The organism is Bacillus sp. Cr_A10, assembly GCF_029222665.1.
Classification (GTDB): Bacteria; Bacillota; Bacilli; order Bacillales_A; family Planococcaceae; genus Psychrobacillus.
The window spans coordinates 453,560-467,499 of the sequence record NZ_JARHXR010000009.1 but is presented as its reverse complement, the minus strand read 5'-3'; the positions used below and the strand labels follow the sequence as shown (position 1 = coordinate 467,499).

The window sequence follows — 13,940 nt, the reverse complement described above, 5'->3', positions numbered from 1 at the left end:
CCATACCTTCTGTTTGGTTCAGTGATCTTGAACCGTGCCATTTGAGGGCATTTGCTGTCACTTCCTTATTAAATTTAAAAAGAATAATAGAAATACAGCTGACATTACAGAGACTGTTTATCAGTTTCTTTTTCCAACTAACCTGCCTTGTTAGTTGAAGAAGATTTAACAGCTCATTATTTACATTAGCTTTCCTCTAGTCTTTTTGTATATTCAACGTAAGCCAATAAAGTCCTTGTTCAATTAACCTGCTGCGTTAGTTTAAGTGTAACATTTCACAATTGATCACAAATATCAAATTGATGTTTTGGATATAAAAATAGACCATCGAAATGATGGTCATGTTTAACTAAAGCACCCATTAGTTGAATAAGAAGTTAACGATTAGAGTAATATTCTTTTGGATTTGTTATTCCATTTTCTATTAAAAATTTAGCTTCAGATTTAATTATTTCAATGTAGTTACCTTTTTTAAAAGGTTTTGTTAATTCATCAATCCTTCTTAGACTTCCTTTTATCTTTGTTTTATTATTTTGAACATTCACAATTACAGTAAAATATGCTTTACCATTATATTTTACTACCCCTGTGACTTGTTTTTTCTCTAAATCTATATTTGTATATTCGGGTACGATTCTTATTGGAGCAAAGGTTGTCCATCCCACCGAACTTTGTTTTGATTTCAGTCCAATCTTAAATATAAAATAACTAACAAGTTTTTTTAATTTAGATATCACTTTTTCACTCCTAATTTACATGGAATATTTTATCACACCTTTTTGAACTAACCTACTTCGTTAGTTTATGTGTAACATTTCACAATGTATAGCCGAAATCTTCTTGAGTTTTGGACATAAAAATAGACCATCGAATTGATGGTCATGTTTAACTATAGTACCCGTTAGTTGAAGAACAATAGTGCTTTCCCATCATTTAATTCAATCACTTAAATCTTTCTGTGAATTCATCAACGTGTTCGCTCATTTCCATATAATGAGTCCAATGTAAATAATGGTGTCCTTCTATAGTTACTAGATTATTAACATCTATATTTTGTATTTGTGATTTATAGAAATTTATATTTGATTTACCATCTCCATTTACATTTTCTTCTTTCGTAGTAAAGATCATAACAGGTAGATCATGTGGGAATGTCATATCTATTGTTTTATCAATGTTATTATTTATCTCGTTCGCTTCATTAACTACATTTTTGTTGTAGCCTTTCCAAGCAGAGATAGCTTTTGTCATTCTTAGATTTTCTTCCGTATAAGTGCCTTTCTCAGAAATAGGTAGAAAATTATCTGGAGTTAAGTATAATGCTAATCTTGCAATTCCAGTTGGTGCCACATAACTCAAATATTTAGGCATAGTAGGAACAGTTTCACCGAAATATTCCAATGCCTGTGGTAGGGTAGAATCTATTCCTATGATTGCTTTAACCTCTTCGGGATATCTATTAGCATAATACATACTATAGATTCCGGAAATTGAATGAGGCATCAATATATATGGGCCGTTTATGTTTAACTTTTTTAGAGCAGTCCTTGTTTCTTCTACTATGTTCTCCACTGTTCGTGCCTTGTCGGTTATATCGCTCCACCCATATCCGAACGACTCTACCACTACTACCTTATTATTATTTGCCAATTCATTTATCAAAGGCTCAAAATCCAGTGCTGGCGCTGCGGTTCCAAGGCCACTTAATAAAACTATTGTATTATTCCCTTCACCTTTTGTATAGACGTGCATACTCTTACCATCTACTTCGACTAATTTCCCTATTGCTGGATATTTTTTTTGTTCATATGTAGTCATTACGTTACTGAAAATGAACCAAATAACAAGTGCTGCAACTATAGCTAATAAAATATTCCTTAAAACAGTCCAAAATCTAAACTTTATTTTGGTTTTCATTATTTTCACCACTCCTGTAGCTTTCATTCTTCTTGATTCCACTTTACTGTGTGGGGGAATTCCTAGTAATGTACCTAAGAATTGTTTTAAGCTAGGTCTTGGGGCGTATTAAACTAAACCGCTGCGTTAGTTCAATAAGAAAAAAGAGTTGCCTAAGCAACCCATGTTCTTTAACTAAAGCACCCGTTAGTTGAAGAAGAAAAAGAGACGCATATTAAACAAGCACGCCCTTTTTGCAGAATATCCATCTAAAGCAAAGTACCCTTTCAGGATAGATAAGTAAGTGGTTGGACAATCTCACAAATCTCACTCTCTTCAAGAAATTTATTAACTATACTTGAATGCGAGCCACCTACTATAAATAAAACTCGTTCCTCTTCTGAATCAATTAGACGAGTTAAATTAGCAAACATAATCAAATTTCTTTTATACCACCAACTTAGCCAGTTCATACCAACATAATTATTAAGATCACCGATACGTGCTAAATTTACATACATTTTATGCAACTTGTTAAGTAAAGTGGGGGCATTTAATTCTTTATAGTAATCTATTATACTTTTATCTTCCGACAATTCAGGGAACACAAAACCCTCATATATTTCATTTAAAAGTTCTGGTTGATTTTCTTTTGCCCAACTTTCAACCTCTCCATAATCCATGTCTGACTCACCCATCCAATCAGTTGGATAAATCTGTTCATGCCCCATCTTTAAACCTAAACGAAAGCCTACTTGAAATATTTCATTCATTTCTAGTTTGTGTGTACCTAATTTATATTGTTTAAATTTTTCATTACAATATTCACAATCCTCTGGTACCATTTCAACTGCAATCTTCGTTGGTTTAAAGCTTGATAGTTTAGATACTAATTCCTCAATTTCAGTTTGCCTTCTTTCAGAATTTAAACCTACATGTTCAGACATATGAAAAGTTCCAAGTACAAGAACCTTCGCTTTTTCCAATTTCATTGTAAATCCTCCTTTGTTAAATTAAATGGCACGATCTATTTCAACAACAATAATTATAGCGATTCCTTCTTATCTAAACTGCTGCGTTAGTTCAATAAGAAAAAAGGCTTTACCCCTTCTTGAAGTAAAAGCACCCGTTAGTTTAATAAATTAAATCCATCTATCTAATGTCCATCCTTCAGCTAATCTCTGTTTAAGTAAGGTGTCATTCCAAATTCCCCAAGGTGATAGTTGCATTGTTCCTCAGTCATTCTTTCGACTGTTTCTCTTTTCCAAGTATCATAATGAATGATATGCCAACAGATCAATTCACCATTAACCATATATTCACTTCTAAATTTTTTAGGTAATTTAAAATCTTGTAGGATTGAATAACTACCCTTTTTAGTTACTAACTTTTGATTTAGAGCTGTTCCTAAAGGGAAATGAATAAGATATAATTCTATCTTTTTCAGTAATTCATCTTCTATAACATAACCCTCCTCAAATAAGTAGGGTAATATTCGGATTAACTCACCTATGGTTTCGTCTTTATCGTGCCACTCAAATCATTCCCTAGTATTTTTCTGTATTTTAACATACGCCTTCTTAAACTAAACTGCTGCGTTAGTTCAATAAGAAAAGTCTACCCTTTCAGGAAGCCACTTGTTCAACTAAAGCACCCGTTAGTGCAATAAGGACCACAGCAAAATTTTATTTTATATAATCAAATATTTTAATGTCTACCACATCTATATATCCAACCTGTTCTTTTAAATCCCACAATTTTATTTCAGATGTCTCATTATTTTTTTGAAATGGTTGGAGTTCTTCAAGAGTAGTAAAATAGACAGGATTATATTTCACTTCATCATTTGATAGGTTTTTCACTTTTAATAAACCCTTAAATTCTAAATCTGAAACGATTTGACTAGTTTCCTCGTAAAGTTCTCTGATTGCACAATTCTTTGACGTTTCATTCTCCTCTCTTTGTCCCGCTGGCAATTCCCATTGTTTTCTCCAAGTGTTATAACATAAAAGATATTTGTCATCACACTTGATTACTGCATACGAGCCAGCTAATCGTTGATAATCGTATATTTCTTCTTCTTTTACTAAAAGAAAATCAAGAAAATCAAAACCATTGTTCTTAGTGATTTTCAATTAATTACCTCCTCGTTTTTGAAACATTACTTATTAAACTAACCTGCCGCGTTAGTTGAACAAGATAAAACAACTTCCCTATATTCTCATATCCCCAATCTTTTCACACAGAACTTTAGTAAAAGAGACCTCTTATCCACTCTACAGTCTTCACTGAAGCCCATATCACTTAAAAACTTTAATCAACGATTTTATGCCACTTTAAATCTTCGGGAATATGAACCTGATTTACGTTTTTGGGAAGACCGTAATAATAAAGTGCTTTCCCCTCTTTATTAAATGCAGTTGCATTTAGTGAGTCCAATTGTTTGCTAAATGAAAATAAGAAAGAGATTCGCTCACCTTTTTTAATTGCTTTTCTTTCAATATAAGGGTCTACACCAGCCTCTATATAAACAACTTCATTATCATTAGATATGACACTTAATAATGTAGCTGCATCATTTTTCCCTGTGAAGCTAAAACCACCTACAGTTTGAATTTCATCTGCATTGAAGGGTACATTGGTAGATACACTGCTTCGATGTAGTAATCCATACTTCTCGGATAATACTGTTTGAAATATCTCTTCGTTATTACTCTTAAATAAAAATATAGTAGATTTACCTACATCATATTCCTCCACTAACTCAGCATCTTTTGGTAGGAATGAGTTTCCTTTGGCAGCACTTAATGCAGTAAACCTATATCCACTAATAATAAATAACACAATGATTACAATTAGTATCGGTATAACCTTGCTCCATTTTTTCATATTAAATTCTCCTTTTTTAATTTTCTTTTCTTCTTCAACTAAACTGCCGCTTTAATTGAAAAAGAAAAAGAGCTACCTAAGCAACCCCATGATCTTTAACTAAAACACCCGTTAGTTGAAGTGTAAATCATCACAATCTACATATTTTATGTAATAACGTTTTTATATTTCACTAGAAATGGTATAAGTAAGGAGCCAGTAAAACTAATACAAATACCTATCAAAATATTTACAAAATCATTATCAAAGGGTGACAAAATCAATCCGAAAATTGGTATTGGTAAAGTAAGAAAAACCCCTATCAACCTTGAAGGAAAAGATATTTTATAATCAGTACCACACTTTTCACATTGAATAGATTTGTAGAACCAGATTACCGAATTGTAGATTTTACCCCATTTTAATGGATGGTTACAGTTGTTACACTTTTGCATATTATAACCCCTTTCTATTTCAGTCCAACTTTACACTAAACTAACCTCCGTCTTTACTTGAATACGTTTGAAACGAATCGAGATTCCATTTTTAAATAAATTTTCCATTTTCTTGTTAAACTAACCTACCCCGTTAGTTCAATAAGAAAAAAGAGTTGCCTAAGCAACCCATATTCTTTTACTAAAGCACCTGTTAGTTGAAGAATAAATACTAAATATCTAACCCTAAAAAGATATTTGCCCCATTTTTAATCCTTGATATTACTTCATCTTCATTAAACTCTAAAGGTATATCACCATATCGTAGTTCATCAATCATTTCACTTATTTCATACCACTCAATCAAATCATCTGGATAATGTAAATCCGAAGCTACAATCCGAAAAATCCTATAAGCAAAATCAAATGTCACGGAATGGCTATTTTCCTTTATTATTTTTATTGCTAAATGACCTATATAGGCTCTAGCACATATTTCAAAGGTTGGTTTCTGTATTCCCAACTCATTTAAAGCTCTTTTAAAATAAACTTCCACGTCGAAAATATTTTCGTCAAATGAAAATGAAGAAATTATATTTACGGAAGGTGATGACACATCGTTTTCTAATAAGTTGTGCGACCAATTTACATAATCCTCAGTCGAAATAGTTCTCTTTTGAATCTTATAAAATAAAGCATTTGTTTCCACATTATCAACCACCTTAATGGTACTTTTCCTCCAGACACCTTATATCTTTATTCAACAAAACTGATCGTCAGCTTAAGTTTAACATTTCACAATGGATTTCTGAGATCTACTTGATATTTTGGATAAAAAAATAGACCATCGAAACGATGGTCTTATTCAACTAAAGCACCAGTTAGTGAAATTAGAACTATACTTGGATTGATCTATATTCTTTTGAAAGAGTAAGTATTTTTTCTGCGATTTCCTGTTCGTAATCCCCACTCAATGAAATACTTTCTTTTGCAAAAGGAGCTAATTGTTCGTGATAGCCAATCATAACTGTATGGAATGCTTTTTCAAACATTGATATATCATTCGCATCGTTCCCAAAAGCAATATATGTATTTTCTTTTATCCCAAGAGTCTTTAATGCACTCCATTTATTTATCCCACTTGGGCTGATATCAAGTACATTCTCGTTACTGTGTTTATTTACATATACATTAAGTTTTGAAAGTTTTTCTGCTAATTCATCCATACTATTTGAGGTTAGAAGCAGAACTTTAACTACTGAATCAAGAGACTCTAACCTAACCATTTTAGCTAATTTTGCAGGGTCTAAATTTTGAAGTATAGGGTGTGTATCTGGACCTGTATAAGCATAGTCCCACTCACCATCTATTAGATAAGTAGCATTATATTGTTTAATAAGACTCTTTATTTCGTTAATTTCATCTGTTGAAAACGAATTGGATTTGATTACTTTTCCTCCTTTTGATATTAAAGAGCCATTTCCCCCAATCATAGTGTAATGATGAAACTCTTCGTCTATGACAGGTAGCATATCTCGAATAGGTCTGGAAGATGCGAAAATGACTTCAATACCCGCTTCCCTTAACTGTGATAATGAAAGAAGTATCCTGTTAGATATTGGTTGTCCTTTAAAACAAACTGTTCCATCTAAATCAAAAACTAATCTCAAAAGTCTCACTCACTTTCATATTAAGAGTATAAATTATAATTTAATTATTCTGCGAAAAAGAAAATTAATTGTCTTCTTTTTCAACTAACCTGCTTCGTTTGTTTAAGTGTAACATTTCACACTTGTCAAGATTCACCTCAGAATTATGTTTACTAGGTTAATTTAGTTTACACTTATACCAAGATAAACTGATTGAACATCGCCTCCAAAAATGCTCTTACGAATTTTCATTACTTATTTTTATCTAATTTTTCTTTTATTATCATCATCGAAATACGAATTTCATTAATCTCACTATCAGTTAGTCCATTAAACAATTGATTTATTTGTTCATCTGACTGAATATTAATTTTATCCAGCAGTTCCTCTCCTTTTTTGGTCAAATAAAGAAAGTTTTTTCTACTGTCGATTATTGAGCTTTTTTTCTCTATTAATTCTTCTCTCTCTAATTTACGTAAAATTCTGCTCATATAGCTTCTATCAATATTCAGTTCTTGAACGAGATTATTGGCAATACATTCGGTTCTTTCGCTAATTTCAAATAGTACTCGTGCTTCGATTAATGAATAATCTGTATCTAAAATTTGGTTATTAAATAAACTTAGTAACTTTGTATAAAATCTGTTGAATTGTCTGATATCATAAATAATATCTTTATCCATATATTCTCCTTTAGTTGACTTTGTCCACATTTAATTTTAATATAACTATAACCCTAAAACGTGGACTTTGTCTACTTTTTTGAGGATGCCCATATTCAAAAATCTTTCGCAATCTTTATTTAAAGCGAATTGAAGGAGATAATATATGATCATTAGAGAAATTAGAAAAGAAGACAATGTAAAGGTAAAGGAAATAATACAAGACTCACTAAAATCACTTGGATTAGCGATTCCTGGTTCAGCTTATTTTGACCCCCAACTCAACGACCTTCACCAATATTATAATAATTTTAAACATGCGAACTATTGGGTAGTAGAAATGGAAGGAGAAGTTGTTGGTGGAATTGGTATAGCACCGTTTAATGAACATGATAATGTTTGCGAATTGCAAAAGCTATATTTAAATAAAAAAACACAAGGTTTAGGATTGGGAAAGAAGTTAGTGGAAACGGCTTTGTCATTTGCCTCTAAACATTATGAAAAGTGTTACTTAGAAACAATGCATGAATTAAAAGCTGCATGTATATTATATGAAAAATTTGGATTTATACTTTTACACGAACCACTATCAGGTTCTGACCATTCTGCTATGGATGCGTGGTATTTAAAAGATTTGAATTTGAAGCAAGAAGTCCATTAATCAATTAAAATTAGAAATTAATATAAAGAAAAAGCCTCCAATTGTCGAGTTCGGTTTTTTTATAACTTTGTTAAGGAATGTACTTAAACTAAACTGCGTCGTTAGTTTAAGTGAAACATTTCACACTGGATTTCTGAGATCAACTTGACGATTTGGATAATAAATAGACCATCGAAAATGATGGTCTTGTTCTGCTAAAGCTCCCGTTAGTTTAAGTGAAATCATTCACATTATATTTACTTTAGAATTGTATTTACTTTAAACCTGTTTCTTTTTCATATAGCTTGATATGCCCACCACTAACTCCGTATACGACGCCGCTATTTTTCCATCCATATTTTTCATAATAGCCATCAATATCTGTAGACAAATAAAGCTTATCATATCCTTTTCTTGCTGCTTCTTTCAGACTGTGTTGAAGCAACTTAGAACCTATTTCTCTACCTCTATATTCTTCTTTCACGAATAAACAGGCGAGCCACGGGCATAGGTCTTGGCGGCTGTTAAGGTCATTTCTTAATAATGCATAAGTACCAATTATTTCCTCCTTTTCTATCAACACATAAAACCTTGGAATATCTGATGAAATACAACAAGAATGAATCATAGCATCTTCATAAAATTTATAATTATGCTCATTTCCCCATTCTTTCCAGAATACTTGAATTGCTTTTTCGAATAGGTTATTCCTTTCCAGTAATTCAATAATTTGCATTCATTTTCCCCCACTATCCAGTTATATTCATAAAATAACTTAACTAAAACATTTCTTCTGTTAAACTAAGCTTCTTCTTTAGTATAATATTTTCTACATTAAAGCACCCGTTAGCTTAAGTACATTTTTTCACAAATCTTATAAAGCAACTGTACTTTTAAGGTTGATTGTATCCTTTAAGAACTTCTCCGTTAGTATTTCTCGATTTTTATTGTTATATTTTCTTCGCTAATTGTTACGTTTTCTGTTTCAGAAACTTTCTTTATAGAATCTTCAACTATTTGTTGAATCATCGTATCATCAACTTTTACATCCTTTGGGAAACTTACTGATACAGAAATTTCTTTAATACTACCACCTAACATTATTGCTATTGACTCACTATCAAATCCCGTTTGCTCTGTAATAGATACTATTATTTCATTTTGTAATTCTGATAAGAAATTTGATTCTGATTCTGATAATAAATTTGCTTCATTTTCCCCGTTATTCGGAGCATCTATTACTTCCACTTCCGGCTCTCCATTACACCCAACTAACAAAATTAAACTAAATAAAATCCCTGAAATTATAACTTTTTTCATCACTTCTTAATTCTCCTTTCAAAAATAAATTACACATTCCACAACAATTCTCCATACGTAAGTTTGACGGTATCTATTGGTAAAAGTTTCAAATTGAAACATAATCTTGTTATACTAGCCTGCACCGTTAGTTCAATAAGAAAAAGCTACCCCTAAAGGCAGCCTCTTGTTAAACTAAAGCACCCGTTAACTGAAGAAGTCGGTTACTTTCCAGAATCAACGATTTTGCGTTTATGTTTTTCATTGATTATTTTCTTATTAAAAATCCTAACTTTTCCAACCATTAGTAACCTCATATCCTCTACAATATACTTGGCTAACTCTTGGTCAGTGATGTCATCTCCATCAATATCAAGGCGGAATTCCTGCCCTTGAAGCCCACCGCCATTAGTAAACTCTATTTCAAAGTCAAATTGAACTCTTTTATCCATTTAGACCCTCCTAAAATATTGGTTGATACACTCCTTAAATGATCATTAATTCAAGTGCAATATTCAAATTGATAGACTTAAAGTACGGCAGGAATATTCCCAATAAAGAAATAGTACAAATAATGGTATTGTACATACTTGTTTAAGTACATTTTTTCACAATCTTTCATCAAAAAAAGGGTTGCTGTTTGACCCATTTTAAACTTTATACCTACTATCTTTTCAAAAAGAACAATTTTTATTACTTACTATCAGTTTAAACGGTGGACAATTTCATATTGATTGCCACAAGGGTCTTCGAAATATACTGCATAATAAGTTGGGCTGATTGGAAATTGTTGCGGTCCGCTTGTAATTCGCCCACCTATTTCTTTTATAAGTTGGGAAAGTCTATCAACTTCAATGCGGTCTTTTACCCAAAAACCTATGAGATTTTGATTTGGACTGTGCGAAACATCCTCCGTTATTGCAAAATATGCTACACTTGGGAGAGTTCCTTCCGCTGCGAAAACCTTCCAATTTGTACTGTGATATGTCTTAGTAAACCCAAGTTCAGGTAAAAACTTTTCATAAAACGGTAATACCTTCTCCAAGCTAGTTACTCTAAGGTCGATATGACTAAATGGATTCATATTTAATTCTCCTTTAGTGTTTTACATAAAATCTGGTATTCTTTCTCTAACTTCATCTAATACTTCTTCCCAATACACTTTCATTTTTTCCCTCGTATTACTATCATAAAGATTCTCTTGATGAAAACTAATAGTTGTTTTATTACTATCTCTCGGAATAAAACGGACTTGTACTGTAGAAGGTTTTTGCCACCCAACTTTTTGCCAAGTAAGACGAATTTGTTGTAGCGTTTTAACAACTCTGATTTCACCTGCTACTGTTTTCGTCACGAATTTCTGACGTTGTTTAAGAATGATATTGGTACTCTCTCCTAGCCATAATTTTAATCCTTCTTCACTTGTGATTAGTTCCCATGCTTTTTCCTGTGAAATTGGGAATGTCCTTCTAACTCCAACTTGGAACCCTACGGTTTTCGTTTGTCCCACAATTCTCTGTAAATCCATTATTTCACCTCCTCAATCCATAATATATATTTGCTGTGAGTTACTATTAAATAAAATATAAATTCTATCTTTACAATTCTTGATAATAACTAATAATTCCTTTTTTCAATATAAATTATTCGATATACAATTTAACGAGAAATTCAACAATCTTGCCCGATTGCAGAATAGTATGACTGGCATTTCAAATAAATTTATTATTACTTAACACCTCAACTAAATTGCTCTTTTTTGAATAATTATCGTATAAAAGTTGGACAATAATTTTATGTATACAAATAAAAAAGCCCTATTATTGCCAAATGCAATGATAGAATCTCTAATAATTTTCTAACATATATTTTCATAAAGTATTTTCAAACATAAGCTTTCATTTAAACACCCCCTTATTAAGAGATGTTCAAAACAGCAATAGTATTCCTCCTTCTTCAACTAAAAGCACCCATTAGTTGAAGAAGACATTTTGTTTACCCTTCAACGATTACAAGATATTTTTTGATTTCTCCTTCAGATTCAACAATTAAAATATCTCCTCTTTCTTTGGTGGAAAAAATCTTTGCACCAACAGGAAGTTTATTCGACATCTCATCTTTAAAATCTGTATTTGTATCATTTTTTGTTTTTATTTCACCGATTTGAACATCTTTTGTTAAAGACAATTCTTCAACCCAATCAATATTAGTTTTGTAGATAACTCCATCATACTGAAAAATATCAGCATCAGAATCCAATGTTAAAACTTCTTCAGCATCAATACTATCAATTGTTACTGTAGTTACTTCCCCTTCATTGGAACATCCACTAATCATAAATAAAGCTAAAGCAATCAGGACATAAAGTAACTTTTGAACCAATGTAATGTAATACCCCCTTTATATATATAGTCGGAAATACTCTATCATAAGTTTCTTTTTCAACTAAACTGCCCCGTTAGTTTAAGTAAAACTCTTCACAAACTAATATTTATCTCTCAAGATATTTAATAATCCAACGCTAAATATTAAAGTACCTATTAACATGAATGAATGTATGAATCCATTTAATATTGAAACATATTCTCCAGTTAAGTTTTCATTAGAATACACTACATTAATTGAGAAATATCCTAAAGGTGTGCTTAAAATTATTACGATTAGCCCCAATATGAAATACCACACTTGCTTCTTCACTAACAATCCCCCCTTTTATATAGTGACTTATTGAACTAACCTACCTCTTTAGTTCAATATGCTTAGTAAAACAGTAGATATCCCAAAGAAATAAATATAACAATCGATCCTATCGTCCTGACCCAAGTTGTTTTATTACTAATTCCCGCTTTTTTCTCTAAATAATTTATGTAATTAATAATAAAAATAAAGCCAAAAAAAAGCATAAAATAGGAAGAATTATCTTTGAGAGAGAAACTACTTATAGCAGCTGATGCAACAAGTATAGTTCCAGCTGCACCTAATATTACATTGATATATAAGGTACTATATTTTCTTTCACTTTTCTTACCTCCTATGAGAATAGTTTTTCAACTCTTAATTTTTCTTGAAATAACCTGCGAAGTTAGTTGAGTAAGAAAAATGGACATTATGTTTCAATTGCTAAATAAAAAGCCAGCAAATCTCTGCTGACTTAAATGACATCTTTTTAAAATAATACGGACGTTACTTCAAAAAGAAAATTATAATTTCTTTTCAAAAAAGGTTAGAGATAGATTTTCATTTAATGTGACTTCTTTAATATTTTCAAAGCCATTCTTTATATAAAAACTAACTGCTGGAGTATTTTTGGAACCAGTCGCCACTTTTATTTTTTTAACATCGTAATTATTTGTTACAAAATTTAAAAGTTTCTGGGCAATTCTTTTTCTAAAATGTGTTGGATGTACAATTAACCTGTGTATATCAACAACATTATTTTCTATTTTTAATGATATTGCTCCACATAGGTCTCCATCTTCGTAATAACCAAAGAATACTTCTTCGCATTCTTGCAATGTTTCGACTGTATCTCTCAATGGCGGTATTTCATTGGTACCGATTATTTCAGCCTCTACCATATAGGATGGTATTTGAATGTTTAATACATCAATAGCGTTATCTCTAACACTAATGTCAATTATTTTAATCAAGGTAAAACCTCTTCCATTTTTTTTATTTTCAACTACCGGGAAGTTAGTTAAATTACATAATCCATTTCAACACTACCATATTTTTCTAAATTATACAACATAAAAAACACCACCTATTAGGTGATACGATTACGTTATGTTCCAGGTGTACAACACAAAAAACCAACCTTTGATGAGGTCTAATAGTTCGTGTAAGCTGAGATTAGGACTGTATTTAACAAAAATATTTACTTCTTTGATAGGTTTTTATCTTGAGATACGTATTAATTGGCAGGGTACCCCAAAACAAACAAGGAGAGGTTGAAGTGAAAATAACGGATGAAAACGTTGTACAACAAATAATCTTAAAAAACGAAAAGACTATTCCTTATCTTATTAAAAATTATGAAGGTCTGCTTAATAGTATCATTCGAAGATATTTGAACGGCAATCAACAAGATATAGAAGAATGCTTAGCGGATGTGATAATTTCGATATGGTTTAATATTGATTCATTTGATGCTAAAAAAAATGAGTTCAGGCAATGGATTGCTGCAATTGCCAAATACCGTGCTATTGACTATATACGCAAAGTTGAAAAACTAAAGCGACATGTAAGTAAGTTTGAGTTTGATGAACATGTATATAATCAATCAATAGTCAAGCCAAGTGGAATCGACTTAGCTACCATATTAAGTGCGTTAAACGATAAGGAACGAGCGATATTTGAAAAATACTATGTGGAAGGTGTTCCAGCCAACGAAATTGCCAAGGAATACAAAGTAAAACAATCTTGGGTGCATAATAAACTTTCTAGAGGCAGAAAAAAGTTGAAAACTATTTTATTGAAGGATGGGGTGTAA

The 13,940-nt window shown here is 31.4% G+C and carries 20 protein-coding genes; 2 read left to right on the top strand and 18 right to left on the bottom strand.

Going from position 1 to position 13,940, the window contains the following annotated elements:
* Nucleotides 1–377: 377 nt before the first annotated feature.
* The 10 genes from P2Q73_RS09430 to P2Q73_RS09390 form a co-directional block, all read right to left on the bottom strand.
* Nucleotides 378–737 (bottom strand): hypothetical protein, encoded by a 360-nt coding sequence (locus P2Q73_RS09430; protein WP_275786281.1) that lies wholly within the window; start codon nt 735–737, stop codon nt 378–380.
* 205 nt (nt 738–942) lie between these two features.
* Nucleotides 943–1,917, bottom strand: a complete 975-nt coding sequence (locus P2Q73_RS09425; RefSeq protein ID WP_275786279.1) for an alpha/beta fold hydrolase — start codon at nt 1,915–1,917, stop codon at nt 943–945.
* Between the two features lie 266 nt (nt 1,918–2,183).
* The gene (locus tag P2Q73_RS09420) at nt 2,184–2,888 is read right to left on the bottom strand and encodes a DUF5694 domain-containing protein (protein ID WP_275786276.1); all 705 of its coding nucleotides are present in this window, start codon (nt 2,886–2,888) and stop codon (nt 2,184–2,186) included.
* Between the two features lie 182 nt (nt 2,889–3,070).
* Entirely contained in the window at nt 3,071–3,211 is a 141-nt protein-coding gene (locus tag P2Q73_RS09415; protein ID WP_275786274.1) for a hypothetical protein, read from the bottom strand.
* Nucleotides 3,212–3,581: 370 nt separating this feature from the next.
* Nucleotides 3,582–4,031 (bottom strand): NUDIX domain-containing protein, encoded by a 450-nt coding sequence (locus tag P2Q73_RS09410; RefSeq protein WP_275786270.1) that lies wholly within the window; start codon nt 4,029–4,031, stop codon nt 3,582–3,584.
* Nucleotides 4,032–4,209: 178 nt separating this feature from the next.
* Nucleotides 4,210–4,785, bottom strand: coding sequence for a hypothetical protein (locus tag P2Q73_RS09405; RefSeq protein WP_275786268.1), 576 nt, complete (start codon nt 4,783–4,785; stop codon nt 4,210–4,212).
* Nucleotides 4,786–4,931: 146 nt separating this feature from the next.
* Nucleotides 4,932–5,219 carry a TIGR04104 family putative zinc finger protein gene (locus P2Q73_RS20415; RefSeq protein ID WP_481747144.1) on the bottom strand — a complete coding sequence of 96 codons (288 nt, stop codon included), beginning with the start codon at nt 5,217–5,219 and terminating at the stop codon, nt 4,932–4,934.
* Nucleotides 5,220–5,430: 211 nt separating this feature from the next.
* Nucleotides 5,431–5,907, bottom strand: coding sequence for a hypothetical protein (locus P2Q73_RS09400; RefSeq protein WP_275786265.1), 477 nt, complete (start codon nt 5,905–5,907; stop codon nt 5,431–5,433).
* Nucleotides 5,908–6,094: 187 nt separating this feature from the next.
* Complete coding sequence (locus tag P2Q73_RS09395; protein ID WP_275786262.1) at nt 6,095–6,868, bottom strand: HAD-IIB family hydrolase; 774 nt, start codon at nt 6,866–6,868, stop codon at nt 6,095–6,097.
* Nucleotides 6,869–7,098: 230 nt separating this feature from the next.
* Nucleotides 7,099–7,530: a MarR family winged helix-turn-helix transcriptional regulator gene (locus P2Q73_RS09390; RefSeq protein ID WP_053589262.1), complete on the bottom strand. Its 432-nt coding sequence runs from the start codon at nt 7,528–7,530 to the stop codon at nt 7,099–7,101.
* Between the two features lie 145 nt (nt 7,531–7,675).
* Here P2Q73_RS09390 and P2Q73_RS09385 point away from each other — a divergent pair, with 145 nt between their 5' ends.
* Nucleotides 7,676–8,170, top strand: coding sequence for a GNAT family N-acetyltransferase (locus P2Q73_RS09385; protein ID WP_275786259.1), 495 nt, complete (start codon nt 7,676–7,678; stop codon nt 8,168–8,170).
* A 253-nt stretch (nt 8,171–8,423) separates the two neighbouring features.
* Here P2Q73_RS09385 and P2Q73_RS09380 read toward each other — a convergent pair whose 3' ends face one another.
* The 8 genes from P2Q73_RS09380 to P2Q73_RS09345 form a co-directional block, all read right to left on the bottom strand.
* Nucleotides 8,424–8,885 (bottom strand): GNAT family N-acetyltransferase, encoded by a 462-nt coding sequence (locus P2Q73_RS09380; protein WP_053589258.1) that lies wholly within the window; start codon nt 8,883–8,885, stop codon nt 8,424–8,426.
* Between the two features lie 191 nt (nt 8,886–9,076).
* On the bottom strand, nt 9,077–9,469 hold the full coding sequence (locus P2Q73_RS09375; protein WP_275786254.1) for a topoisomerase: 393 nt from the start codon (nt 9,467–9,469) through the stop codon (nt 9,077–9,079).
* 203 nt (nt 9,470–9,672) lie between these two features.
* Nucleotides 9,673–9,900: a hypothetical protein gene (locus P2Q73_RS09370; RefSeq protein ID WP_056832244.1), complete on the bottom strand. Its 228-nt coding sequence runs from the start codon at nt 9,898–9,900 to the stop codon at nt 9,673–9,675.
* Between the two features lie 251 nt (nt 9,901–10,151).
* The gene (locus P2Q73_RS09365) at nt 10,152–10,532 is read right to left on the bottom strand and encodes a VOC family protein (RefSeq protein WP_053589256.1); all 381 of its coding nucleotides are present in this window, start codon (nt 10,530–10,532) and stop codon (nt 10,152–10,154) included.
* Between the two features lie 21 nt (nt 10,533–10,553).
* On the bottom strand, nt 10,554–10,976 hold the full coding sequence (locus P2Q73_RS09360; RefSeq protein WP_275786249.1) for an SRPBCC domain-containing protein: 423 nt from the start codon (nt 10,974–10,976) through the stop codon (nt 10,554–10,556).
* 467 nt (nt 10,977–11,443) lie between these two features.
* Complete coding sequence (locus P2Q73_RS09355; RefSeq protein ID WP_275786247.1) at nt 11,444–11,830, bottom strand: hypothetical protein; 387 nt, start codon at nt 11,828–11,830, stop codon at nt 11,444–11,446.
* 102 nt (nt 11,831–11,932) lie between these two features.
* On the bottom strand, nt 11,933–12,145 hold the full coding sequence (locus P2Q73_RS09350) for a glycosyl transferase (protein ID WP_275786245.1): 213 nt from the start codon (nt 12,143–12,145) through the stop codon (nt 11,933–11,935).
* Between the two features lie 503 nt (nt 12,146–12,648).
* Nucleotides 12,649–13,098 carry a GNAT family N-acetyltransferase gene (locus tag P2Q73_RS09345; RefSeq protein WP_275786242.1) on the bottom strand — a complete coding sequence of 150 codons (450 nt, stop codon included), beginning with the start codon at nt 13,096–13,098 and terminating at the stop codon, nt 12,649–12,651.
* Between the two features lie 305 nt (nt 13,099–13,403).
* Here P2Q73_RS09345 and P2Q73_RS09340 point away from each other — a divergent pair, with 305 nt between their 5' ends.
* Complete coding sequence (locus P2Q73_RS09340; RefSeq protein ID WP_275786239.1) at nt 13,404–13,940, top strand: sigma-70 family RNA polymerase sigma factor; 537 nt, start codon at nt 13,404–13,406, stop codon at nt 13,938–13,940.